This window comes from Frankiales bacterium, from assembly GCA_016125335.1.
Classification (GTDB): domain Bacteria; phylum Actinomycetota; class Actinomycetes; order S36-B12; family CAIYMF01; genus Longivirga.
In genome coordinates, this window is sequence record WGLY01000022.1 from 28,134 (window position 1) to 51,663 (window position 23,530).

General features: G+C 74.9%; 22 protein-coding genes. 10 read left to right on the plus strand and 12 right to left on the minus strand.

Annotated elements, in window-relative coordinates; genetic code table 11:
* The first annotated feature begins 6 nt into the window (after positions 1-6).
* Together GC157_12805 and GC157_12810 are read left to right on the plus strand one after the other, a co-directional pair.
* Positions 7-1,515, plus strand: coding sequence for a hypothetical protein (locus tag GC157_12805; GenBank protein ID MBI1378345.1), 1,509 nt, complete (start codon positions 7-9; stop codon positions 1,513-1,515).
* A gap of 154 nt (positions 1,516-1,669) precedes the next feature.
* The gene (locus tag GC157_12810) at positions 1,670-2,974 is read left to right on the plus strand and encodes a hypothetical protein (GenBank protein MBI1378346.1); all 1,305 of its coding nucleotides are present in this window, start codon (positions 1,670-1,672) and stop codon (positions 2,972-2,974) included.
* 53 nt (positions 2,975-3,027) lie between these two features.
* Here the strand turns inward: GC157_12810 and GC157_12815 are convergent, their stop codons facing one another.
* From GC157_12815 to GC157_12835, 5 genes are all read right to left on the minus strand, one after another.
* Positions 3,028-3,810: an SDR family oxidoreductase gene (locus GC157_12815; GenBank protein ID MBI1378347.1), complete on the minus strand. Its 783-nt coding sequence runs from the start codon at positions 3,808-3,810 to the stop codon at positions 3,028-3,030.
* Between the two features lie 83 nt (positions 3,811-3,893).
* Positions 3,894-4,298: a DUF4279 domain-containing protein gene (locus GC157_12820; GenBank protein ID MBI1378348.1), complete on the minus strand. Its 405-nt coding sequence runs from the start codon at positions 4,296-4,298 to the stop codon at positions 3,894-3,896.
* 126 nt (positions 4,299-4,424) lie between these two features.
* A complete protein-coding gene (locus GC157_12825; protein MBI1378349.1) occupies positions 4,425-5,267 on the minus strand; it encodes a putative protein N(5)-glutamine methyltransferase in 843 nt (280 codons plus the stop codon).
* A gap of 103 nt (positions 5,268-5,370) precedes the next feature.
* Positions 5,371-6,525: an FAD-dependent oxidoreductase gene (locus GC157_12830; protein MBI1378350.1), complete on the minus strand. Its 1,155-nt coding sequence runs from the start codon at positions 6,523-6,525 to the stop codon at positions 5,371-5,373.
* Positions 6,526-6,551: 26 nt separating this feature from the next.
* Positions 6,552-8,057, minus strand: coding sequence for an aldehyde dehydrogenase family protein (locus GC157_12835; protein MBI1378351.1), 1,506 nt, complete (start codon positions 8,055-8,057; stop codon positions 6,552-6,554).
* 133 nt (positions 8,058-8,190) lie between these two features.
* On the opposite strand from GC157_12835, the gene GC157_12840 reads away from it, so the two are divergent.
* Both GC157_12840 and GC157_12845 read left to right on the plus strand, forming a co-directional pair.
* Positions 8,191-9,825 carry a thiamine pyrophosphate-binding protein gene (locus tag GC157_12840; GenBank protein MBI1378352.1) on the plus strand — a complete coding sequence of 545 codons (1,635 nt, stop codon included), beginning with the start codon at positions 8,191-8,193 and terminating at the stop codon, positions 9,823-9,825.
* Positions 9,826-10,002: 177 nt separating this feature from the next.
* Positions 10,003-11,220: a DEAD/DEAH box helicase gene (locus GC157_12845; protein ID MBI1378353.1), complete on the plus strand. Its 1,218-nt coding sequence runs from the start codon at positions 10,003-10,005 to the stop codon at positions 11,218-11,220.
* A 15-nt stretch (positions 11,221-11,235) separates the two neighbouring features.
* On the opposite strand, the gene GC157_12850 is transcribed toward GC157_12845, so the two are convergent.
* Positions 11,236-11,832, minus strand: coding sequence for a chloramphenicol phosphotransferase (locus GC157_12850; protein MBI1378354.1), 597 nt, complete (start codon positions 11,830-11,832; stop codon positions 11,236-11,238).
* A gap of 65 nt (positions 11,833-11,897) precedes the next feature.
* On the minus strand, positions 11,898-12,335 hold the full coding sequence (locus GC157_12855; GenBank protein ID MBI1378355.1) for a VOC family protein: 438 nt from the start codon (positions 12,333-12,335) through the stop codon (positions 11,898-11,900).
* 163 nt (positions 12,336-12,498) lie between these two features.
* Between GC157_12855 and GC157_12860 the strand changes: the two genes are divergently transcribed.
* Positions 12,499-14,064 (plus strand): long-chain-fatty-acid--CoA ligase, encoded by a 1,566-nt coding sequence (locus GC157_12860; protein MBI1378356.1) that lies wholly within the window; start codon positions 12,499-12,501, stop codon positions 14,062-14,064.
* A gap of 219 nt (positions 14,065-14,283) precedes the next feature.
* On the plus strand, positions 14,284-14,676 hold the full coding sequence (locus GC157_12865; GenBank protein MBI1378357.1) for a cupin: 393 nt from the start codon (positions 14,284-14,286) through the stop codon (positions 14,674-14,676).
* A gap of 121 nt (positions 14,677-14,797) precedes the next feature.
* Here GC157_12865 and GC157_12870 read toward each other — a convergent pair whose 3' ends face one another.
* Positions 14,798-15,253 (minus strand): MarR family transcriptional regulator, encoded by a 456-nt coding sequence (locus tag GC157_12870; protein MBI1378358.1) that lies wholly within the window; start codon positions 15,251-15,253, stop codon positions 14,798-14,800.
* 152 nt (positions 15,254-15,405) lie between these two features.
* Complete coding sequence (locus tag GC157_12875) at positions 15,406-16,641, minus strand: MFS transporter (protein MBI1378359.1); 1,236 nt, start codon at positions 16,639-16,641, stop codon at positions 15,406-15,408.
* A gap of 81 nt (positions 16,642-16,722) precedes the next feature.
* Between GC157_12875 and GC157_12880 the strand changes: the two genes are divergently transcribed.
* Positions 16,723-17,904 (plus strand): hypothetical protein, encoded by a 1,182-nt coding sequence (locus tag GC157_12880; GenBank protein MBI1378360.1) that lies wholly within the window; start codon positions 16,723-16,725, stop codon positions 17,902-17,904.
* Positions 17,901-18,626 (plus strand): peptidase, encoded by a 726-nt coding sequence (locus GC157_12885; GenBank protein ID MBI1378361.1) that lies wholly within the window; start codon positions 17,901-17,903, stop codon positions 18,624-18,626. The genes GC157_12880 and GC157_12885 overlap by 4 nt, the downstream gene beginning before the upstream one ends.
* A 34-nt stretch (positions 18,627-18,660) precedes the next feature.
* Here the strand turns inward: GC157_12885 and GC157_12890 are convergent, their stop codons facing one another.
* Positions 18,661-18,864 carry a hypothetical protein gene (locus GC157_12890; protein MBI1378362.1) on the minus strand — a complete coding sequence of 68 codons (204 nt, stop codon included), beginning with the start codon at positions 18,862-18,864 and terminating at the stop codon, positions 18,661-18,663.
* The gene (locus tag GC157_12895; GenBank protein ID MBI1378363.1) at positions 18,861-19,781 is read right to left on the minus strand and encodes a PAC2 family protein; all 921 of its coding nucleotides are present in this window, start codon (positions 19,779-19,781) and stop codon (positions 18,861-18,863) included. Before GC157_12895 ends, GC157_12890 begins: the two co-directional genes overlap by 4 nt.
* A 341-nt stretch (positions 19,782-20,122) precedes the next feature.
* Between GC157_12895 and GC157_12900 the strand changes: the two genes are divergently transcribed.
* Positions 20,123-20,872 carry a CPBP family intramembrane metalloprotease gene (locus GC157_12900; GenBank protein MBI1378364.1) on the plus strand — a complete coding sequence of 250 codons (750 nt, stop codon included), beginning with the start codon at positions 20,123-20,125 and terminating at the stop codon, positions 20,870-20,872.
* Positions 20,873-21,180: 308 nt separating this feature from the next.
* Here the strand turns inward: GC157_12900 and rocD are convergent, their stop codons facing one another.
* On the minus strand, positions 21,181-22,419 hold the full coding sequence (gene rocD, locus GC157_12905) for an ornithine--oxo-acid transaminase (protein MBI1378365.1): 1,239 nt from the start codon (positions 22,417-22,419) through the stop codon (positions 21,181-21,183).
* A gap of 176 nt (positions 22,420-22,595) precedes the next feature.
* Between rocD and GC157_12910 the strand changes: the two genes are divergently transcribed.
* Entirely contained in the window at positions 22,596-23,435 is an 840-nt protein-coding gene (locus tag GC157_12910) for a hypothetical protein (protein MBI1378366.1), read from the plus strand.
* Positions 23,436-23,530: the final 95 nt, after the last annotated feature.

Below are 23,530 nucleotides of genomic sequence, written 5' to 3' on the forward strand. Positions count from 1 at the left end.
GTGGCCGTGAGCAGCCCCGCGACCCCCGATCCCGACCGCGGCGTCGACCTGCGGGCCGGCAGCGACGGACGGGTGAGCACGACGGCGGTCGCCCAGGCGGTGGTGGGCGCGGCCCTGGCCGAGGTCGACCCCGAGGCGGCGGCGCGCGCCGGGTCGGTGAAGGAGTGGCGCAGCGGCTACCTGGCCCCGTACCGCGACCTCGTCGTGGCCGGCACCCGCACCCCCGCCGCGGCGCACGCCGTGGCCCGCACCGGCCTGTCGTCGCTGCACGACCGCGCGGTCTTCGTCCGCGACGGCGGCACGGTGCCGCTGCTCGAGGCGTGCGCGTCGGTCGCCGAGCCGGCGTACGCGTCGGTCACCGTCGAGGGCGCGGCCGGGCGCGACCCCGGGCTGTCGCTTCCCTACCGCGGCAAGCGGCTCTTCGGCGCCGACGTGCGCCGCCGGCTCGACGCCTGGGTGGCCGACGGCGTGGTGGAACGCGGGCTCGCGTCGGCCGCCCACTCGCTGCTCGACCACCCCGACTGGCTCGACCTGTCCGACGTCACCGTGGTGGTGCTCGGCGCCGGTGCGGAGATGGGTCCGCTTCGCTCGCTGCTGCGCTGGGGCGCCCACGTGGTCGCCGTCGACCTGCCCCGCCCGGAGGTGTGGGCCCAGGTGATCGCGACCGCACGCGCCTCGGCCGGCCGGCTCACCGTGCCCGTGCCGGTCGGCGTCGAGCCCGAGGACGACGCCGCCCTCGCGGCCGCGGCCGGGGTGGACCTGGTGCGCCGCCTGCCCGAGGTGCGCGCCTGGCTCGCCGACCTCGAGGGCCCGTTCACCCTGGGCACCTACACGTATGCCGACGGCGCCGCCCACGTACGGGTGGCCCTCGCCGCCGACGCGCTGGCCGCGTCGCTGCTCGAGACGCGGGCCGACGTGGGCCTGGCGTTCCTGGCGACGCCCACCGACGTGTACGCCGTGCTGCCCGACGCGGTCGAGGAGTCGCGCCGACGCTGGGAGGGCCGAGGGCTCTCCGGGCTGGCCCAGCTGCCGCTGCGCGCGGCCGGCCGATTCGCCCCCAACTATCCGGCCACGGTCGCCACCGACCGCGGCGAGGTGGGGATCGCCGACTGCCTCGTGCCCCAGCAGGGGCCCAGCTACGCCCTGGCCAAGCGGCTCCAGCGCTGGCGCGCGACGCGCTCGCGGGCCGACGGCGTGTGGACCTCGCTCAACGTCGCACCCGCCACGCGCACCCGCTCGGTGGTGAAGAACCGTGCGCTCGCGGCGGCCTACGCCGGGGCACACCGGTTCGGCGTCGAGGTCTTCGAGCCCTCGACGTCCAACACCCTCATGGCAGGCCTGCTCGTGCACGACCTGCGTTCCCCCGCGTCGGTGGCGCGGCCCGACGCCGACCTCGCCCACCCCGACGATGCCTGGGCGGTGCAGGCCGCGCACGGCGGCCTGTGGCGGCTGGCGTACGCACCGCGTTCCGTTCTCGGCATCGCCGCCGCGCTCGGCCTCGTGACCCGCGGCTGAGGCTTCCCCGTAACGTCCGCTGACGTGGTCGGTTGACCCCGCATTCGACCAACGCCCCCCGGGCCCGTCGTGCCGGGTGATAGCACTGCGCACGTCAACACTCATGCTCGGCGTCCACGGGCAGCCGCCGCGCACCCACCCGGAGAGGGGAACCATGCAGCACAGGACTCTCGCGAGGGGCCTGATCGGCGTCGCCGCCGTCGCTCTCATCGCGAGTCCCGTGGTCAGCGCCGCCGGCGCGCCGACCAAGGCCAACTCCATCCCGGTCATCAGCGACGCCCAGCTGACGGCCACGACCACGACCGAGGGCGGCGCGTCCGTCCTGCCGACCACCCGGACCGTCGCGCACTGGTGGGGCCACAGCGTCGACCCGACCGACGGCGTTGACTACGGCTACAACATGGTGGGCGCCAACCCGAACACGTGCTCCGGAGACGCGTGCGACGTCACGATCCAGACGGACATCACGCCGATCAACGTGACCGTGGACGGCATGTCGTTCAGCGGGAGCGACGTCCTCCAGGCGACGCTCGACTCGCCCCAGTTCGCGACGAACGACTACGGCACCACGACTGCCGCGACGAACATCAGCTTCGGCAAGGGTCCCGGTGGCGCGCTGTCGCAAGGCGACGCCGGCAACCTCCTGCAGCTGCAGGACGCCACCATGCGCGCCCAGTTCAACAAGGTCGGGGCCAGCGGCTATCACCTGCGCCTGGAGCCCAACGTGCTGCCCGCGATCACGATCGACGTGCCGCGCAACCAGGCCACGCTCCTGCAGAGCGGCCGCGGCGTCATCTTCGCCGACGTCAACGTGACGTGGTGGGCCGCGCAGATCCAGAACCTCGAGACCAAGGCGGACCCGACTCACCTGCCGGTGTACCTCACCAACAACGTGATGCTGTACCAGGGCGCGCCCGGCAACTGCTGCATCATCGGGTTCCACGGCGCGCGCGCCGCGGGCAACGGGGGCGGCAGCGCCAACAGCAAGGGCAACGCCAAGGTGCAGACCTTCGCCTGGGCCTCGTGGGTGCAGCCCGGCCTGTACTCGCGTGCCAACGGCGGTGTGAACTGGGCGCTGCAGGACATCCACGCGCTCAGCCACGAGATCGCGGAGTGGGCCGACGACCCCTTCGTGAACAACTACGTCAACCCTTGGGTGACTCCCACTGCACCGCAGTACGGGTGCACGACGGTGCTCGAGACCGGTGATCCCGTCGTGTCGATCGGGTTCGCCATGGGCACCAACACGTTCCAGCAGGGAGCGAACCCGAACGGTACGCAGAGCGCAGATGGGTCCTACCACCCGGAGGACGAGGCGCTGCTGCCCTGGTTCGTCCGGGCAGCACCGAACACCATCTCGGAGCCGACGCAGTCGGCCTCGACCAACATCGGTCGCTACACCCTCATGGGCGACCTCAACCCGTTCCCGGGCTTCCGGGCACCGGCCACCGGCTGCTGAGCACCGACGAGCAACACGTGTGGGGCCCGGGCGACCGGGCCCCACACGCACGTCTAGGGGCCCTTCATCTCCTGCACGACGTTGCCGCCGTCGACGACGAAGGCCTGGCCGGTCACGTAGGACGCCTCGTCGCTGGCGAGGAACCCGACCACGGCGGCCACCTCGTCCGGGGTGCCCGGCCGGCCCACGGGGGTGTAGCGCCCGGCGACGAGCTCGTCGTCCTCGGAGGACGCCGTGGCGATCCAGCCCGGCGCCACCGACGAGCAGGTGATCCCGTGCGGCCCCTCCTCGATCGCGACGGCACGCATGAGGCCGTCCATCGCGGCCTTGGCCGCGGAGTAGGCGCTGCTGCCCGAGGCCGACACCAGCGGCCCCGTGACGCTGGACATCATCACCACGCGGCCGTGGCGCTGCTCGCGCATCACCGGCAGCGCCAGGCGGGTGAGGGTGACCGCCGTCATGAGCGTGATCTCGAGCTGACGCCGCCAGGCGTCGGCCGGCTGGTCGACCAGCGTGCCGGACTCGAGGGCGACACCTGTCTGCGCCATGCCGGCGTTGTTCACCAGGACGTCGAGGCGGCCGAGGTCCACGAGCGCGGCATCGAGCAGGCGCTGCGCCGCGGCCGGGTCGGTGAGGTCGGCGACCACCCCCACGGCCTCGAGCCCCTCGGCCCGCAGCTCGGCCGCGCGGTCGTGCACCCGCTCGGTGGTCGCGCTCACCACCACGCGCGCGCCCATGCGGGCCAGCAGCCGGGCGCAGGCGAACCCGATCCCCTCGGCGGAGCCGGCGCCGGTGACCAGCGCCGTGCGGTGGGCGAGCGAGAAGGGAGCCGTCACGCCGCCAGGCTAGTGCCCGTCGTTACTGCCCGAAGAACCGGAAACCCGGCCGTGTTTCCGTGCTTTGCGGCAGTAACGACGGGTCAGTCCTGGGCGGTGTCGGCGTAGGAGTCGACCCACAGGTCGACGGGCATCGAGCCCAGCTCGGCGAGCAGGCCGGCGCTGAGCGACACGGCGCCGTCGCCGCAGTCCTCCTCCACGAAGCAGGTCCAGGTGAGGCGGTAGCCCTCCTGCGCGAGCGCTGAGAGCGCCTCCCGGTGCGGGGCGAGCACCCCGAGCAGGGCGCGCAGCTGGGGCTCGAGCGCCGGTTCCGCGCTCGGGCTCTCCAGCGACCAGTGCGAGTGCGAACGGGTCATGCTGTCACGGGCGTACGCCTCGCCCGGCTCGAAGGCGTCGGTCGGCTCGAGGCCGAGGACGGCGGTGACGTGGGCTGCGCCCAGGGTGTCGTGCTGCACGGCGAGCGCCGCACGGGTGCGGGTGACGGCCATGTCCTCATCCTGCTCGGCACCGCTGCGGCTGTCCTGCCGGTGACGCGGCCCGCGACGGTCACGGCCGGGGTGAGCCCGAGCCCGGATCCGCGGCTGTCCTGCTGGCGAGGTCGGGCCGCGGTGGCGTCAGGCGCGGGCGTGGTCCGGGACCGGGTCCGGGCGCCTCGTGCCGATGACGACCACCGTGCCGTCGCCCTCCTCGTCGTCGGTGTCGACGCCGTCCTGCTCCCATGCCGGTCCGCCGCCGGCAGAGACACCCGGGCGCACGAACGACACCTCGAACCCGGCGTCGCGCAGCAGGGCGGCCGTGGCGTCGTGCTGGTGCTCGCTGGTCTCCACGAGCAGCCGGCCGCCGGTCGTGAGCCACGACGCCGCCTCCTGGGCCACCCGGCGCTGGACGTCGAGGCCGTCCGGGCCGCCGTCGAGGGCGACGGGGTGCTCGTGCAGCCGCGCCTCGCGCGGCATGAGGTCGAGCTCGCCGCTCGGCACGTACGGTGCGTTCGCGGTCACGACGTCGACCTGCCCGCGCAGCCCCGGCGGGAGCGGCGCGGTGAGGTCGCCGAGGTGCACCACGGCGCCGGGCAGGTTGCGTACGGCGCACCGCACGGCCGCCGGGTCGACGTCCACGGCGTGCACCACGCAGTCCGGCCGCGCCCGGAGCACCACAGCGGCGACGGCGCCCACCCCGCAGCACAGGTCGACGACGACGGGTCCACGGCGCGCGGGCAGCGCGTCGACCGCGGCCCGCGCCAGCAGCTCGGTGCGCCGGCGCGGCACGAACACCCCGGGCTCCACCGCCAGGCGCAGCCCGGCGAACCCCGCCCACCCCAGGATCTGCTCGAGCGGCTCACCGGCCTCGCGCCGGCGCACCGCCGCCTCGAGCCCGGCCTCGTCCGGACCCGGCTCGAGCAGCAGGTCCGCCTCCTCCTCGGCGAACACGCAGCCGGCCGCGCGCAGCCGTGCCACCAACGCCAAGCGCCGGGGCTCGACGTCGGACGCCGTCACTGCGCCGCCCCGGCGCCGGGGCAGCGACGGGCGCGCACTCGCGCGGCCACCCGTGACACCCGCCGGCTCAGACCAGGTGCCGCTCGTCGCGCGCACGACCCACGCCGAAGCGATCCGCCGAGAGCGGCGAGACGTCGATGCCCGGCTCGCGGCGCAGCACGAGGTCGCGCAGCACCTCGCCCAGCGCCGGCGCCTGGAGGAACCCGTGCCCGGAGAAGCCCGTGGCGTAGAGCACGCGGGTCACCGACGACGACTCGCCCACGATGCCGTCGTGGTCCGGGCTGATCTCGTACAGCCCGGCCCAGCCGCCCACCACCTCGGCCTCGAGCAGCCGCGGGGCGCGCACCGCGGCCTGCGCGATGAGCCCCTCGACGTAGGCCGGGTCGCGCGCGAGGTCGAAGCCCGGCTCCACCGACGGGTCGCTCCAGCCGGCGAGCAGGCCGTGGCCCTCGCCGTGGAAGTAGAAGGTGCTCGCGGCGTCGATCGTCATCGGGATGGACGCCGGCATCGGGTGCACCGGCCCGGTGACGACGATCTCGCGCCGCAGCGGGGTCACCGGCAGGTCGATGCCGAGCGTCGCGCCCACCTGGCGCGACCACGCCCCGGCGGCGACCACCACCACCCCCGTGGCCACCCGCTGGTCGACCCCGCCCACCCGCACCGTGACCGAGCGCAGCTCGCCCCCGGTGACGTCGGCGCCCACCAGCTCGGCGCCGTTCACGATGCGCGCGCCCAGCCGCCGCGCACCGGCGGCGTAGGCATGGACGACGGCCTCCGGGGTGCACGTGCCGTCGTCGGGCGACCAGCACGCCGCCAGCACGTCGTCGTAGGTCGCCAGCGGCGAGAGCTCCGCCGCCTCCTCCGGCGTCACCAGCCGCGACCGGACGCCGAGGGAGTTCTGCACCTCCACCGACGCGCCGTAGTTCTCCACGAGGCCGGGCGTCGTGAGCAGGAAGAGGTAGCCCACGCGCTGGAGGTCGATCTCGCCGCCGGGCCGGGTGCCGATGTCGGCGAGCAGCTCGAGGCTGCGCCGCCCCAGCTCGACGTTGACGGCGTCGGAGAAGCAGGCCCGCACGCCGCCCGCGGCCTTCGACGACGACCCGCTGCCCAGGCTGTCGCGCTCGAGGAGCAGCACCTCGACGCCGGCCTCCGCGAGGTGGAAGGCCACCGAGCAGCCGACGACGCCGCCCCCGACGACCACGACGGAGGCGCGCTCGGGCAGGCCCGAGAGCAGGGAACCGGGAGTGGTCACAGGCGGAACCCGCTGTCGGACGGGAGGTCCGCGACGTCCATCTGCGCCTTCTGGAGGTGCCCGGACCAGTCCCAGTTCATCGCCTGCCACCGGGTGAACTGGTCGAGCACCCACATGCCGCTCTGCCGCGAGCCGTTGCCGCTGCGGCCGTTGCCGCCGAAGGGCAGGTGCGCCTCGGCGCCCGACGTCGAGTTGTTCACCGACACCATCCCCGCGGAGATCCGCGAGCGGAACCGCCACACCGACTCCGGCGAGGTCGTGTAGATCGACGACGAGAGGCCGTAGCCGTGGCCGTTGGCCAGCTCGATGCCCTCGTCGAGGCTGGAGAACCGGCCGAGCCCCACGAGCGGGCCGAAGGTCTCGGTGTCGTAGAGGGCGTCGCCGGGGCGGATCCCCTCCACGACCGTCGGGTGCGCGAACAGCCCGGCGTCGGGGTCGCCCACGAAGCCGCGCCGCGGGTTGGCCGAGGTGATCCGCCCGGTGCCGGTCGAGCCGTGCACCGCGTGGTGACCGGCGACCAGCCCCAGGTTGCGCTCGTGGTTGTCGAGGTAGTGCTGGGAGATGAGCGGGCCGTAGAGCACGTCCTGCATCGGGTCGCCCACCACCGCCGACTCGACCGCGGCCAGGAAGCGGGCCCGCATCTCGTCGTAGACGTCGTCGTGCACCCACAGCGTGCCCAGCGACGTGCACCGCTGGCCGGCCGCCCCGAAGCCGCCGAAGAGCGCGCCCTCGACGGCGAGGTCGAGGTCGGCGTCGGGCATCACGAGCATCGGGTTCTTGCCGCCCAGCTCGAGGCACGGGGTCTGGAGGTGCCGCCCGCACAGCTCGCCGATGCGGCGGCCCACCTCCGTGGACCCGGTGAACCCGACCTTCTGCACGAGCCCCTCGTCGAGGCAGCGCTCCAGCCCTTCGTACGACGTCGGGCCGTCGGCGACGACGGTCACCAGGACGTCGGCCGGCACGCCGCCGGCGTGGAACAGCGCGGTGAGCGCCGTGGCGATCGCCGGCGAGACCTCGCCCGGCTTCCACACCACGGTGTTGCCGCAGAGCAGCGCCGGGACGAGGTACCAGGACGGCACTGCGGTGGGGAAGTTCGCGGCGGTGATCACGAACGCGGTGCCCACCGGCATGCGGTGGGTGAACAGCTGCTTGCTCGGCAGCTCGCTCGGCACCGTCTGGCCGTAGAGACGCCGGCCCTCGCCGAGGAAGAAGTCGCACGTGTCGACGACCTCCTGCACCTCGCCGAGCGCCTCGCCGTAGGGCTTGCCGATCTCGCGAGTGACCAGCGCGGCCAGTGCCTCCTTGTTGGCCTCCACGAGACGGCCCACCGCAGCGATCACGCGGCCGCGGGCGGGAGCCGGGATGTCGGCCCACGCGGCCTGGGCCGCCCGCGCCCGGCGCGCCGCCGCGACGATGTCGTCGGCGCTCGCGAGCTCGACGGTGGTGACGACGTCGGACAGATCGGCGGGGTTCAGGCTCTGCAGGGTGGTCACGGGCCACATGATGCCGCCGGGCGCCCTCGGCCAGGGGCGCACCCCGCCGCTGTGACGCGACTGCGTCCGAACCGCGGCGCGCCCGCCGCCCGCCGTGGGAGGAGGGTCGTCGCGGGGCGCCCCCACGCGATAGGACTGTGCCGTGGCGTACACCGTGGGCGACGCGCTCCTCGACCAGCTCGCCGACCACGGCGTGCGCACCTGCTTCGGGGTGCCGGGGGTGCACAACCTGCCGTTCTGGGTGGGCGCGGGCACCGGGCGCCGCCCCCGGGTGCTGGGCGTGCGCCACGAGCAGGCCGCGGGGTACGCCGCCGACGCGGCCGCCCGGGCCACCGGCGGCCTCGGCGTCGCCCTCACGACCACCGGCCCGGGGTTCGCGAACGCGCTGGCCGCCTTCGGCGAGGCGTGGGCGTCGCGCTCGCCCCTGCTGCTGGTCTCGAGCGAGACGCCGCTGGCGCCGCGGCGCCGGTCCGGCCACGACGACGGCCTCCTGCACGGCATGCGCAGCCAGGCGGCGGCGGTGGAGCACGGCTTCGGCGCGCGGGCGGTGTCGGCGCGCGACGGCGAGCAGGCCCTCGCCGCGCTGCCCGAGCTCGCCGCCCACGCGCTCGCCGCCGGGCGTCCCGCCTACCTCGGCGTGCCGGCCGACGTGCTGGCCTCGGCCTGGTCCGGCGCGGTGCCGGGGCCGGCCGCGCCGCCGCCCGTCGGTCCCGACCCGGCCGCGGTGGCCGCCGCCGCGACGGCGCTGCGCGGGCGCCGCGTGGCGCTGTGGGCAGGTGCCCGTGCCGTGGCGGCCGAGGACGACCTGCGCCGGCTGGCCCTGCTCCTCGGCGCGCTCGTGGTGCCCACCTACCAGGCCCGCGGGCTGCTCGCCGACCTCCCCGGCACCGTGGTGGCGCCCCCGCACGAGCCGGTCGTCGCGGCGGCGATCGCCGCGTGCGACGTGCTGCTCGTCGTCGGCGACGACCTGCACGGCATGACCACGCGCAACTGGCGCATGCCCGTGCCGGGCACCGTCGTCGCGCTCACCGACGACGAGCACGCCAGCCTCGGCGACCTCGACCTCGCGGCCCGGGTGACCGGCGACGTCGCGACGTCGGTGCGGGCGCTGCTCGACGCCCTCGGCGAGACGACGCCGACCGCGCCGGCCCCGGACGGCGCCGCGCTCACCGCGCAGGTGCTCGACGACGTCGCCGGCGACCCGCGCACCGCGGCCGCGGCGCAGTTCGTGCGCACGGTGGAGGACGGCTGGCCGGCCGACGGCGCGCTGGTGGTGGACATGTGCGTGGCCGGCTACTGGCTGGGCGGCTACTCCCGCCAGCCCCGGGCGCGGCGCCTGCAGTACCCGGTGGGCTGGGGCACGCTCGGCTTCGGCCTGCCCGCCGCCATCGGGCCGGCGGCGCACGGCATCCCGACCCTCGCCGTGGTGGGCGACGGCGGGGCCGCCATGGGGCTCGGCGAGCTGGCCACCTACCGCCAGGAGCGGCTGCCGCTCGCGCTGCTCGTCGTGAGCGACGGCGGCTACGGGATGCTCCGCTACGACCAGGACGTCGCCGGCGACCCGCACCGCGGAGTGGACCTCGTGGAGCCGGTCTGGGAGGACCTCGCCCGCGCGTTCGGGCTGCGCTGCACGCGCACCGACGACCCCGGCGCCGGGCTGGCCCGCGCGCTCACCCAGGCCCGCGACGGCCTCGCCTGCGGAGACCAGTGGCTCGTCGTGCTCGAGCAGCGGTTCCGCCCTCCGCGGACCACCTCGCCGCGCTGGCGCGAGGCCTGAGCCGGGCGCGCGGCCGTGACCTGCGTCTCGCGCCGCCGTCGCGATTCGTCGCTGCGGGCCCCGGTCCCCTACCCTGGACCCACTCCCCGCGTCACTCTGGACCACCTCATGGACGCGTCTGTGCTCGCGTCGACCCGATGAGGCCCTGTGATCCGCCCGACCTACCGCCCTGCCCCCGTGCGCCCCACCGCCGCTGACGGACCCGCCGACACGGCCTCGCCGTCCTTCACGGACCTCGGCCTGCCCCGGCCGCTCGTCGACGCGCTCGCCCGCGCCGGGATCGAGGCGCCGTTCCCGATCCAGGCGGCCACGATCCCCGACTCCCTCGCCGGGCACGACCTGCTCGGCCGCGGCAGCACCGGGTCCGGCAAGACCCTCGCGTTCGGGCTCCCGCTGCTGGCCCGGGTCGCGCCGTACGCCGCCCGGCCCCACCGCCCGCGCGGCCTCGTGCTCGTGCCCACGCGCGAGCTGGCCATGCAGGTGACCGACACCGTCGCACCCCTCGGCCGCGCCCTCGGCCTGCACGTGCTGACCGTCGTCGGCGGGACCTCGATGGACCACCAGCGCCGGGCGCTGCGCCGCGGCACCGACGTCGTGGTGGCCACCCCCGGACGGCTGGCCGACCTCATCCGCCAGGAGGCCTGCTCGCTCGAGGACGTCGAGGTCGTGGTGCTCGACGAGGCCGACCAGATGTGCGACATGGGCTTCCTGCCCGAGGTGTCCGCGCTGCTCGACCTCGTGTCGCCGGCGGCCCAGACGATGCTCTTCTCCGCCACGCTCGACGGCGACGTCGACACCCTCGTGCGAGGGCACCTGCACGAGCCCGTGCGCCACGAGCTCGACGCCGAGACCTCGCCGGTCGACACCATGGAGCACCACGTGCTGGTGGTCGACCGCGAGCACAAGGCCCGGGTGGCCACCGAGATCGCCCGCCGCGACGGGCGCACGATCATGTTCGTCCGCTCGCAGCTCGGCGCCGAGCGCGTGGCGGGCAACATGCTCGAGCGGGGGGTGCGCTGCCGCGCCCTGCACGGCGGCCTGTCGCAGGCCGTGCGCACCCGCACCATGAAGGACTTCCGCGACGGGCGCATCGACGTCCTCGTCGCCACGGACGTCGCGGCCCGCGGCATCCACGTCGACGACGTCTCCCTCGTCGTGCATGTGGACCCGCCGGAGGACCCCAAGGCCTACCTGCACCGGGCCGGGCGCACCGCGCGCGCCGGCGCCGAGGGCCGCGTGGTGACGCTCGTGCTGCGCAACCAGCGCCGCGGCCTCCAGCGGCTGCACGAGCGTGCGGGCGTCGCCGCCACCGAGCACCACGTGCAGCCGGGGTCTCGTGTGCTCGCCGACCTCACCGGGTCGCGCGACGCGACGCCGGAGCGCGTGCCCGCCTGATCCGGGGCGGGCCGGTCACGCTCCTCGCGCGACCCGCTCCACGTGCTCGGCGATGACGGCAGCCGTCTCGTGCGGCGGCCGGTGCGTGGTGTCGACCACGAGTGCCTCCGGCCCCGTGGGCCGGAAGAACTCCGTCGCCGCGATGTAGTCGCGGGCGCGCTCGGGGTCCGACAGCTTGAGCCGCACGACGCGGTCCGCCGAGGCCACCCGGCGCAGCTGCTCCTCGAGCTCGCACTCGAGCAGCACCGGCACGAACACCGAGCCTCGCGCACGGGCGATCCCGCGGATCCGCTCGTACCAGGGCTCGTAGCCGACCTCGAGGGCGTTCGTGAGCACGTAGCTCGCCTCGCGCGGCGCGATGTCGGCGAGCGCGTCGAGCACCGCCGACCGCACCACGTCGATGTAGCCCCAGATGCCCTGCGGCAGCTGCGCGCTGCCGTCCCAGTCGAACAGCGACACGACCGGCAGGGCGATGCGGTGGTTGTCGAGCACGACGGCGCCGGTGAGCGCGGACAGCGCCTCCGCCACGGTGCGCTTGCCCACCCCGGGGCTGCCCAGCAGGTAGACCAGGCTCGTGGACGGCGACGCCGCCTGCGGCACGGGGATCTCCACACGGGCATGGTGCCCGCTCGCCGCGTCGGCGGCGAGGACGTTGCGCGCCGGCCGTGCGCTCGGGGTCAGCCCTTCTTCAGCGACTGCGCGAGCATCACGAGGATGCCGCTCGGACCGCGCACGTAGGTGAGCCGGTAGACGTCCTCGTACGTCGCCACCCCGCGCAGCGGGTGGCACCCGTGCCGCGCCGCCGTCTCCAGCGCCGCGTCGAGGTCGTCCACCTCGAAGGCCACCCGGTGCATGCCGATCTCGTTCGGCCGGGTCGGCTCGGTCTCGATGGCGGCGGGGTGGATGTACTCGAACAGCTCCAGCCGCGCCTGCCCGCCGGGAGTCTCGAGCATCGCGATCCTGGCGTGGTTGCCGTCGAGGCCCACGGCGACGTCGGTCCACTCACCGCTCACCGTGTCGCGCCCGACGACGCCGAGCCCGAGGTCGGTGAAGAAGGCGATCGCGGCGTCGAGGTCGCGCACGGCGATCGCGACGTTGTCCATCCTGATGGCCACGCGCCGCACGCTACCGCCGCGGCGGGGGTAACCGCCCCGGGTCGTCCGCGGCCGTGCTGCGCGGCCACGGCGTCCGCCGTTCACCCCTCGTGGGCTGCCGGCTCTGGCTACGGTGCGGGCAGCGAGGCACCTGCCTCGGCGTCCCTCGAGGGAGCGTGGCGCGATGACCGACCTGCCCCCGGCCCGGCTGTGGGCCGACCGTCTCCGCCACTGGGCGGACGTGCAGCCGGACGCGCACTGCGTGACCTACCAGGACCAGCGCTACACCTGGGCGGAGTGGTACGAGCGCGTGCGCCGGGTCGCCGGTGGCCTGGCGGCGCTGGGGGTTCGGCGCGGGGACCGCGTCGCTAGCATCGACATGAACAACCTGTCCACGGTCGAGACCACCAACGCGGCCGCCCTGCTCGGCGCGGCGCACGTGATCGTGAACTTCCGCCTCTTCGGCGACCAGCTGGCGTACGTGCTCGCCGACAGCGCGCCGCGGGTGGTGCTCGTGGGCGCCGAGTTCGCCGACGGCCTCGCGGCCGTGCGCGACCGGCTGCCCAGCATCGAGCGCGTGATCGTGGTCGGCGGCGACGCCGACGAGTACCAGGCGTGGGTCGACGGCTCCGAGCCGGCCGACCAGGCCCCCGACGTCGAGCCGACCGACACCGTGATCGTCATGTACTCGTCGGGCACCACCGGGCATCCCAAGGGCGTCGAGCTCACCCACGCCGGCATGAACGCCCACAGCGAGCACAACAACGCCTACTTCCGGTTCGCGCCCGGGGTGACCAGCCTCGCCGCCATGCCGCTCTTCCACGTGGGCGGCACGTCCTACGTGCAGATCGGCATGCACTGGGGTGCGTCCACGGTGATGCTGCGCGAAGTCGCCCCGGCCGCGATGTTCCGCGCCATCGCCGAGGGAGCCGACCGGCTGTTCCTCGTGCCCGCCGTGGTGGCCGGCGTGCTCGACGGCGGCGACGCCGCGATCGCCGCCTTCGGCGGCCTGCGCTGCTTCTGCTACGGCGCCTCGCCGATGCCGTTGCCTCTGCTGCGCCGGGCGCTCGGCACGTGGCCCGACGTCGAGTTCTCTCAGGTGTACGGCATGACCGAGTTCGGCGGCGTCGTGACGACGCTGAGCCCGGAGGCCCACCGCGACCCCGACCACCCCGAGCGCCTCACCTCCGCCGGACGCCCGGTGGAGGGGGTCGAGGTCCGGGTCGTCGACCCCGTGACGCTGCGCGACGTCGAGCCGGGCAGCACCGGCGAGCTGTGGTTCCGCACCGACCAGACGATGAAGGGCTACCTCGGCAAGCCGGAGGCGACCGCCGAGACCATCACCGCGGACGGCTGGCTGCGCACCGGCGACCTCGGCCGGGTGGACTCCGGCGGCTTCGTCTTCGTGCTCGACCGGCTCAAGGACATGATCGTGACGGGCGGGGAGAACGTGTACAGCCCCGAGGTGGAGAACGTGCTCGCGGCCCATCCGCAGGTGGCCGAGGTCGCCGTGTTCGGCATCCCCCACCCGCAGTGGGTGGAGACCGTGCACGCGGTGGTCGTGCCCCGGCCCGGCGAGACGCTCGACCCCGATGAGGTGATCGCGTTCGCCCGCGAGCGCCTCGCCCACTTCAAGTGCCCCACCACCGTCGAGGTGGTGGCGGCGCTGCCGCGCAACCCCTCCGGCAAGATCCTCAAGCGCGACCTGCGCGCCCCGCACTGGGCCGGCCGAGAGTCCGCGATCAGCTGAGAACGTGCGCTCCGCCGCCGCGGAGCCACACCAGGGGTTCCTCGATCACCCGCTCACTCCGCAGTCCTCTGCGGACGTCGGCGCCTCCTATCCCACCTGACAGACAACTGCGTTGACTATTCAGGAATTGGTCAACTAAGTTGCTCGTCTGTACTCGTGCTGCGCGGCGGGATCTCGTTCGGGCTGCGGCCCAGCACGGCCTCGAGAAGGGATGACGACATGTCACTGGACACCACGTGCAGCGTGGTCGCGCTCGACAACGCACGCACTGTCACCACACCTGCCGCAGTCATGCGCACCTACGCCGCGCCGTCCGGGCCCGCGACGGCCTCCGTGGCGGTCTGGCGCACCGAGATGAGCCCCGACGCGACCGGCCCGCTGCACGTCGTGAGCGAGGACCAGGTCATGGTCGTCATCGACGGCAGCCTGAGCGTCGAGCTCGCAGACTCGAGCGAGGGCCTCGGCGCCGGGTCGGCCGTGGTGCTCCCTGCCGGCATCCCGCGCCGCGTGACGGCGGGTCCCGACGGCGCCGTCGTCGTGGTCGCATCACGACCCGGGGCTACTGCCCGCGTCGGGGACGGCGACCCCGTCGTCGTCCCCTGGGCGTCCTGACGCGGACATCAGCCCCGAGCGGAGCCGCCCGCGTCGCGCACCGTGACCGGGCCGGCTTCGTGCGGTGGGACGGGCGGAGGGGGCACCGGCTCCCCCTCCGCCTGGCTCTCGGCCGGATACGTCACCAGCCGGGGCGCACCGGCGGGAGCTCCCCCTCGTTCTCCGCCCGCACGATGGTCTCCAGCGATCCGAGCAGGGCACGCATGTCGCCCGCTCCCACGTGCTTGCGCCAGCGGCGCTCGAGGTCGCCCTGGATGCGCATCGAGGCAGCGACCGCCGCGCGCCCGCGTCGGGTCAGGACCAGCGGCCGGTTGCGCGCGTCCACGGGATCGGTCCCCGGCTCGAGGTAGCCGGTGTCGAGCAGGTGCTGCACGACACGGGCGGCGCCCTGCTTGGTCATCCCCAGACCGACGGCGAGCTGGCTCGCGGTCGCCTCGCCACGGCTCACGGCGTTGAGCGCATACCCGTGCGCCGGCCGGATCTCGGGGAACCCGGCAAGCTCGAGCTCCTGGTGGAGCTCCTCGAGGCCCGTGCGCAGCGCCATCGAGAGGAGGCGCACCAGAGGGATCTCGCTCACGGTCTCACGCTCCCGATCGCACGTCGTCGCTCATGCACCGACCCTAGGCAGCGGCGAGGATGATGGTCAACATGGCTGTCGATCTCTGAGCACGCCGGCAACCGGCGTCCGTGAGGAGGGCGCGACGGACCGCCCGGTCGGGCGTCCCGCTCTCAGGCTCCGGGGACGGCGTCGGGGGCCTCGTGGCGGGCGACACGGAACCAGCCCGCGAGCAGCGGTACGACGAGCAGCACGGGCACGAGCACCGCGAAGGCCCAGCGCCACGAGGAGCCCTGCGCCACGCCGCCGATCAGCGGCACGCCCACGACGAAGCCGACGTAGTTGAAGACGTTCACGCGCGCGACGGCCAGGCCGCTGGAGGTCTTGTCGTGCGAGGCCGCTGCCGTGAACGCGAGGGGGATCGCCGGGCAGATCCCCAGGCCCAGCACGGCGAACGCCAGGATCGCCAGCGGCGCGTTGGGCGCGACCGCGATCCCCACCGCGGCCACGACACCCACCAGCCCGCCCACGCGCACGAGCGGCACCGGCCCGATACGGTCGACGGTGCGGTTGACGATGATCCGGCCGGCCACCGTCATGATCGTGTACGCCGCGAAGCTCAGCGCCGCGACGGACTCGGTGGAGCCCAGCCCCTTGTTGAGGTACTCCGCGCCGAACGTGGAGGCGCCGGAGTCCGCGATGTAGACGCACATCAGGGCGATGCCCACGAGCAGCACGGGCCGCCAGTGGATCACCGCGGTCTCGGACGAGAGCTCCTGCGGCGTGGGGTGCCCGGGCAGCAGCCACCGGCCGACCGCCACCTGTACGGGGATGAGCAGCACAGCGACGATCAGGAAGAAGACGCCCAGCGAGAGCGACGTCCCGGCCGCCGCGCTGGCGAGCAGCGCGCCGACGAAGCCGGCGAGGCTCCACGTGGCGTAGAAGCCGGCCACCAGTGAGCGGCCCATGTCGTCCTGAACCCGCACGCCGGCGATGTTCATCGAGGCGTCCACCGCACCGAGACCGAAGCCGATCACCGCGAGCCCCACGAGCAGCACCGGCACGTCGGGCGCGAACCCGACCACCACCAGGGCGAGCGGGACGACCGGGCCCATCACGCGCAGCACCGCGCGGCTCCCGCGCCGCTCCACGAAAGAGCCGGCCACCACGCTGCCGACGCCGGCGATGATCGGCACGAGCGCCACCAGGATCGTGAGGGTGCCGTCATCGAGGCCGAACTTGTCCTGGAGCGCCGGGATGCGGGTGACCAGCACCGCGAAGCTGATGCCCTGGCCCACGTAGGCGACGGTGACGGCGAGCCGCGCCAGCCGCAGGGCCGCGCCGGTGGTGGTGCCGGTGGAGGTCGTCACGGCGGCGACCCTGCCACACCTCGGGGGGCCGCACGCCATGACCCGCGGGATCGGCTCCGGCCGTGCCCTCGGTCGCCCGACCGGGCGGCGGGTGTCGGCGTCCTGGGGGATGATCCCCGGGTGACGCGCGTGCTGACGATCCTCGGTTCCGGCGAGACGAGCCCCACGATGGTGACGCCGCACCAGCGGCTGTTCGCCCGGCTCGGCCCGGACACGCGTGCCGTGCTGCTCGACTCGCCCTACGGCTTCCAGGAGAACGCCGACGAGCTCACCGAGAAGGCGCAGCAGTACTTCCGCGAGAGCGTGGGGCGCGAGGTGGGGGTGGTCAGCTTCCGCTCCGCGCCGCCGGCCGACCCGCTCGCGCACGCGCAGGAGATGGCCCGGCTGCGCGCCGCCGACTGGGTCTTCGCCGGCCCCGGGTCGCCGTCGTACGCGCTGCGCACGTGGGCCGGCAGCGCCGTGCCGGAGGCGCTGCACGACCGGCTCGCCGAGGGCGGCGCGGTCACCTTCGCCTCGGCCGCGGCCCTCACCCTCGGCCTGGTGACGATCCCCGTCTACGAGGTCTACAAGGTGGGCGAGTCGCCCTACTGGCTCGAGGGGCTCGACGTCCTCGGCCGTGCCACCGGCCTGCGCGCGGCCGTCGTCCCGCACTGGAACAACGCCGAGGGCGGCACCCACGACACCCGCTTCTGCTGGCAGGGCGAGCGCCGCCTGCGCATGCTCGAGGACCAGCTGCCCGACGACGCGTTCGTCCTCGGCGTGGACGAGCACACCGGCCTGGTGGTCGACCTCGACTCCGGCGCGTGCGAGGTGGTCGGCCGGGGCACCGCGGTGGTGCGCGTCCACGGCGACGAGTGGGTGGTACCGGCCGGCGAGACGGTGTCCGTCGAGCAGATCGCCGAGCACGGTCGCAGCGCGGGCGCGGCCACGCCCGAACCGGTGGCGCCGGTGCCGGAGCCCCAGCTCTTCTTCCCGGACCAGGCGATCGACGACGCGCTCGCCGCGGGCGACGTCCGCACCCCGCTCGCCCTGGTGCTCGACACCCTCGACGACCCCGACGTCCCGCCGGAGGGGCTGCGCTGGGCCCGCTCCCGCCTCGCGCGGGCCGTGGCCGCGCTCGGCGACCCGGTCGACGTCACCGAGACGGTGCGCCCCCTCGTCGAGCTGCTGCTCGAGCTGCGGGCGCAGGCGCGGGCGGAGAAGCGCTGGGCCGAGAGCGACGCCGTGCGCGACGGCCTGGCCGCGGCCGGCATCGAGGTGCGCGACACCCCGGACGGCGCCGAGTGGGAGGTACGCCGATGAGCACGGGATCCGGGGACACCGCCGCAGGGCCGGGCCCGCTGGCGCTCGTGGGGTCCGGCGAGTACCTGCCGGTGATGACCGCGATCGAGGGCGCGCTGATCGCCGGCCGCGCGCCCCGCTACGTGCAGCTGGCCACCGCGGCCGCGCCCGAGGGCGAGGAGTCGCTGGCCCGCTGGCACGCGCTGGGTCGCGAGCAGGCCGAGCGGCTCGGCGTCGAGCAGGTCGTGGTCGACGTGCGCGACCGCCACGACGCCGACGACCCGGCGATGGCCGCGCTGGTCGAGGGCGCCGGGCTGGTGTACCTGTCCGGCGGCAACCCGTCGTTCCTCGCCGACACCCTGCGCGGCACCGCCGTGTGGCAGGCGATCGTCGCCGCCCACGAGGCCGGCGCCGCGGTGGCCGGGTGCAGCGCCGGCGCGATGGCGATGTCGGACTGGGCGCCGCGCATGCGCGAGCTGCGCAGCGATCACCCCACCGGCCTCGGCCTGGTGCCCCACGTGCGGGTGATCCCGCACTTCGACCGCATGCTCGCCTGGGTGCCCGACATGCTGCGCAACGCCCTCCTGCGCCTGCCCGAGGGCACCACCCTGCTCGGCATCGACGAGGACACCGCGCTCGTCGGGGGGCCGCACGAGTGGGAGGTGCAGGGGCGACAGTCGGTCTGGGTGCTCGGCGACGGCTCGCGGGTGGAGCACCGCGCGGGCTCCCGCCTCACCACCTAGGACGCCGGCCCGCCTTCCGGCCGCGCGGCGGGCGTCAGTCCGGGTACGCCGACCCGCACGCCGGGCAGGTGGGCGCCGGGGCGTCGGCGATCCGCCCGCACTCGGGGCACACCCGGTCGAGCCAGCACGCGGGGTCGCCGCCCTCGGACACCGCCGGCAGCCTCGCGGCCGGGACGTCGGTGACGTGCAGGGGCGCCTGCGGCCCGCCGCCGCCGTCGGTCGCCCCGGGCCCGGTCACTCCGAGCGGCCCTTGTCGTCGTCCATGTCGCGCAGGAACGCCTCGAGCTGCGCGGCGATCTCGTCGCCGCTGGGCAGCGGCTCGTCCGGCGCGAGGTCGGCGAGCGGGAGGGCCGACTCCGCGCCGCGCACCACGGCGTCGTACTGCTCCTCGAGGGCCCGCACGGCCTGCACGTTCTCGGGGTTGGTGGCCACCTGCGCGTCGATGTCCTGGTCGCTCTCGCGCGCCTGCTCCACCAGCGCCGCGAGGTCGAGCTCGAGGCCGCCGGCGGCGGCCACCTCGGTGAGCAGCGTGAGCGCCGCGCGGGGGAACTCCACCTGCGTGAGGTAGTGCGGCACGTGCACAGCGAAGCCCATCGCCTCGTGGCCGGCCTCGCCGAGCGCGAGCTCGAGGCCGCCGGCCAGGTGGCCGGGCACCTCGATCGCACCGACGAACGTGGGACGCCCGGCCACCAGGGCGGGGTCGTTCGCGTGGGCGGTGACGCCCACGGGCCGGGTGTGCGGCGCGGGCCAGGGGATCGCGTTCATGCCGATCACGCGGCGCACGCCGAACCGCTCCACCAGCCCCACCACAGCGGCGGTGAAGGCGCGCCAGCCGAAGTCCGGCTCGGGGCCGTGCAGCACCAGGAAGGGCGTGCCGCGCAGGTCGCGGAACTCCGTGAGCAGCAGCTCGGGGTAGTCGATGGAGGCGTAGTGGTCGGTGTCGAACACCAGCCGCGGGCGCCGGGCCCGGTAGTCGTACAGGGCGTCGATGTCGAAGGTGGCCACCGTCGCGTGCTCGTGGGTCGCCAGCAGGTGGGCCACGGCCACCTGCCGCGCGGCGCCGGCGTCGAGGAACCCGGACAGCGCGTGCACGAGCACCGGGCGGCCGGGCTCGGCGCCGTCGGCGTGGATCTCGTACAGGCTCTCGGGGTCCATGGGGTCCATTCTCGCGCAGGGGGAACGCGCCCGCCCCCTCGCTCGTCGAGGAAGCGACGGCCGTCGAGCCCGCACGACGTGGTGCGGACCGGCGGTCGCCCACCGCGCGGCGGGCCGCGTCCGGTGCGGGCCGCGTCGCGGGCACCGCAGGCCGTACGTGCTCAACGTCGGACCGCCGCGGCCGGATTCCCATGAGCGAGGATGACGTCGTGAGCGCCTGGCAGGACACCGCACGCGACGGCTCGGGCGACGCCGGGGCCGCACCCGCGCCGCCGACCGATGAGGACGTCGCGCGCGGGCTGGCCGAACCGACGGCGCCGCCGGAGCGCTGGACGCCGTCGATGCCCGACCGCCGCACGCTGCGGGCCGAGATGTGGATCGTCCTGTGGCTGTCGATCGCCGCCGCGGCGCTGCGCTCGCTGCTCTCGCTGGTGGACTCCCTCACCCGCGGCGAGCCGCTGTCCGGCCAGTCGACCACCCTCGTGGGCACGTTCATCGCCGACCGCCCGTGGCTCGACGTCCTCTTCCAGGCCGCCCACATCGCGCTGCCGCTGGTGCCGGTGCTGCTGGTGGTGCACCTGCTGCGGCGCAGCGGCGAGGGGCCCCGCGCGATCGGGCTCGACCTACGCGACTGGCCCCGCGACCTCGGCCGCGGCGCGGTGCTGGCGGCGGTGATCGGCGGGATCGGCCTGGTCTTCTACCTCATCGCGTTCAACCTGGGGCTCAACGTCCGGATCGCCGCGGTGACGGCCGACCCGCACTGGTGGACGCCGATCCTGCTCGTGGCCTCGGCGGCGTACAACGCCGTGCTCGAGGAGGTCATCGTCCTGGCCTACTTCGTGCACCGGGCGCGCCAGATCGGGTGGGCCCCCTGGGCCCAGATCGGCAGCAGCGCGCTGCTGCGCGGGGCCTACCACCTCTACCAGGGCTTCGGCGGCTTCCTGGGCAACCTCGCGATGGGCGCGGTCTTCGCCTGGCTCTACCGCCGATGGGGCCGGGTGATGCCGTTCCTGCTGGCGCACCTGTTCATCGACTCGACGGCGTTCCTCGGCTACTACTACCTCGGCGGTCACGTCTCCTGGCTGCCCTGACGGGGGGCGTGGACGCGGCCCGGACATGGCGAGCCCCGGGGCTGGTCGGCGTCACGTCGGTGACGTGACGACGGTCGGCTGGACGGGCCGACACCCCGGGGCTCGGGTGGCTGCCTGGGAGTCGCTGCTGGGATCAGCGCGACCCGGAGGTCAGCGGGCTGTCCTGGCTAGCGGGCAGCCACCTCACGCATCCGATGCTCATACATGAATCGGACCACCTCCCTTCCCGTGTACCCGACACCGTACGTCGCGCCGGCGTCCCCGCAAGCGGAATTCGCCCTCGGCGCACGGGACGGCGCCCGGCCAGGTCAGGGGGCGGACGTCACCCCGCGGTCGGAGAGCACCTCGACGATCGTGCGCAGCGCGTGGTCGAGGTCGGCCTCCTCGACGACGAGGGGCGGGGCGAAGCGGATCGTCCACGTGTGGGTGTCCTTGGCGAGGATCCCGCGGGCGAGCAGCTCGAGGCTCACGTCGCGGCCGGTCGGCCCGGTGCCGTCGAGCTCGACGGCCCACCACAGGCCGCTGCCGCGCACCTCCTTCACGCCCGGCAGGTCCGCCGCGCGCAGCGTCGCGAGCGCGTGCTCGCCGAGCCGGCGCGAGCGCTCCTGCACCTCGCCGGCCTCGAGCAGGTCGCACACCGCGATGCCCACGGCGGCCGCGAGCGGGTTCCCGCCGAAGGTGCTGCCGTGCTCCCCCGGCTGGATCACGCCGAGCACGTCCCAGTCGGCCGTCACGGCCGAGACCGGCATGATGCCGCCGCCCAGGGCCTTGCCCAGGATCCGGACGTCGGGCTGCACGCCGGCGAGATCGCAGGCGAACGTCGCACCCGCTCGGCCGAGGCCGGACTGGATCTCGTCGGCCACGAACAGCACGCGCCGCTCCGTGCACAGCTCGCGCGCGGCCTGGAGGTAGCCGGTCGGCGGGAGCACGACTCCCGCCTCGCCCTGGATGGGCTCGACCAGGAAGGCCACCGTGTCGTCGGTGATCGCCGCCGCCAGCGCGTCGAGGTCGCCGTAGGGGACGATGACGAACCCCGGCGTGTAGGGGCCGTAGTCGTCGCGGGCGACGGGGTCGTCGGAGAACGACACGATCGTCGTGGTGCGGCCGTGGAAGTTGCCGCTGCACACGATGATCTCGGCCCGGTCGTGCGGCACGCCCTTGCGCTGGTAGCCCCACTTGCGCGCGAGCTTGAGCGCGGTCTCCACGCCCTCGGCGCCGGAGTTCATCGGCAGCACGGCCTCGTGCCGCGCGATCCGGGACAGCCGGGCGCAGAACTCACCGAGCCGGTCGTTGTGGAAGGCCCGGCTCGTGAGCGTGATGCGCCGCAGCTGCTCCTCGGCCGCCGCGACCAGGGCCGGGTGCCCGTGCCCGAAGTTGATCGCCGAGTACGCCGAGAGCATGTCGAGGTAGCGGCGCCCCTCGACGTCGGTGACCCACGCCCCCTCGCCGGAGCTGATCACCACCGGCAGCGGGTGGTAGTTGTGCGCGCAGTGCTCGTGCTCGTAGGCGATGGCCTCGTCGGTCGTCCTGACCGGGTGGGTGGTCACGTCGCGCCTCCTGCCGGGTCCGCGGGTCGGGCCCGGGGGCCACGCTGCCACGCGCCGGCCGGGCGACGGAAGCGGTGCGGACACGACGCGCCGCCCCGGCCGGACGCCCGGGTGGCGCACCTCACCCGGAACCGGTTTGAGGTCGCCGCCCGGGCAGCCCTAGACTCCTCCCGTTACTGACTCACGAGTCAGTAACGACGACGGGTCCAGCCGCCAGAAGGGCCCGAGGCACGCCGCGAGCCGTCCCGCCCCGGGGCGGCTCGTCGCACGCCCTCGGCCGGCCGGCAACGCCCGTCCGCCCGGCCGGCGTCCCGCACCGGGCGACCCGCACGTCCCAGCCAGCGCGCCGCCACCGGCGCCCCACGCCGAGGGAGGCTCCCGTGACCACCGACCTGCTCGTCCTCGTGACCGGTGCCGCCACCACGGCGCTCGCCCTGGCCTTCGGCGTCCCGCAGTGGCTGCACGTGCGCCGCACGGGGTCGGTGGCCGGGGTGTCCCTGCCCAGCATCACCAACTCGCTCGTCTCGACCCTGGCCTGGCTGCTCTACGGCCTGCACCTGCACGACGTGTGGGTGGTCGCCACGTCCGTGGCCGGACTGCCCGCGATGCTCGCCACCTTCGTCGCGGTGGTGCGCCGCTCGGACGCCCGCACGGGCATGTGGCTGCCGCTCGGGTGGGCCGCGCTGCTCGCCGGTGCCGGCCTGGCCGCGCCGCTCGCTCCCGGACTGTTCGCGACGGTCCTCGGCTGCTCCGTGCTCTGGTACGTGACCCCCGCGGCGGTCACCGCGTGGCGCTCGCCCGACGTCTCGGGGATTGCGACCGGCACCTGGCTGCTGCTCGTCCTCGACGCCGCGGTGGCCGGCTCCTACGGCCTGGCCGCCGGCGTCACCGCCTACCTGGTGTACGCGGCCGTGGCGCTGCTCGGCGCCCTCGCCGTGCTGGCCCGGGTCTGGTGGCGCTGGGCGCCGGACTGCGGCCGCTGCTCCCCCCTGACCGGCTGCACCTGCCCCGCCTGACGCGGCACCGGCCGGGCGGCACGGCGACGTGACCCGCGTCGGCCACGCCCACCGCCCCTCTCCCGGGCCGGCGCCGCTGCGGTCCTAGGCTGCTC

Excerpts from the sequence above, each read along its gene's own strand:
- GC157_12810 (MBI1378346.1), top strand. The coding sequence starts at position 1,670 with ATGCAGCACAGGACTCTCGCGAGGGGCCTGATCGGCGTCGCCGCCGTC.
- GC157_12820 (MBI1378348.1), bottom strand. The coding sequence starts at position 4,298 with ATGGCCGTCACCCGCACCCGTGCGGCGCTCGCCGTGCAGCACGACACC.
- GC157_12835 (MBI1378351.1), bottom strand. The coding sequence starts at position 8,057 with ATGTGGCCCGTGACCACCCTGCAGAGCCTGAACCCCGCCGATCTGTCC.
- GC157_12860 (MBI1378356.1), top strand. The coding sequence starts at position 12,499 with ATGACCGACCTGCCCCCGGCCCGGCTGTGGGCCGACCGTCTCCGCCAC.
- GC157_12865 (MBI1378357.1), top strand. The coding sequence starts at position 14,284 with ATGTCACTGGACACCACGTGCAGCGTGGTCGCGCTCGACAACGCACGC.
- GC157_12875 (MBI1378359.1), bottom strand. The coding sequence starts at position 16,641 with ATGGCGTGCGGCCCCCCGAGGTGTGGCAGGGTCGCCGCCGTGACGACC.
- GC157_12885 (MBI1378361.1), top strand. The coding sequence starts at position 17,901 with ATGAGCACGGGATCCGGGGACACCGCCGCAGGGCCGGGCCCGCTGGCG.
- GC157_12895 (MBI1378363.1), bottom strand. The coding sequence starts at position 19,781 with ATGGACCCCGAGAGCCTGTACGAGATCCACGCCGACGGCGCCGAGCCC.
- GC157_12900 (MBI1378364.1), top strand. The coding sequence starts at position 20,123 with ATGCCCGACCGCCGCACGCTGCGGGCCGAGATGTGGATCGTCCTGTGG.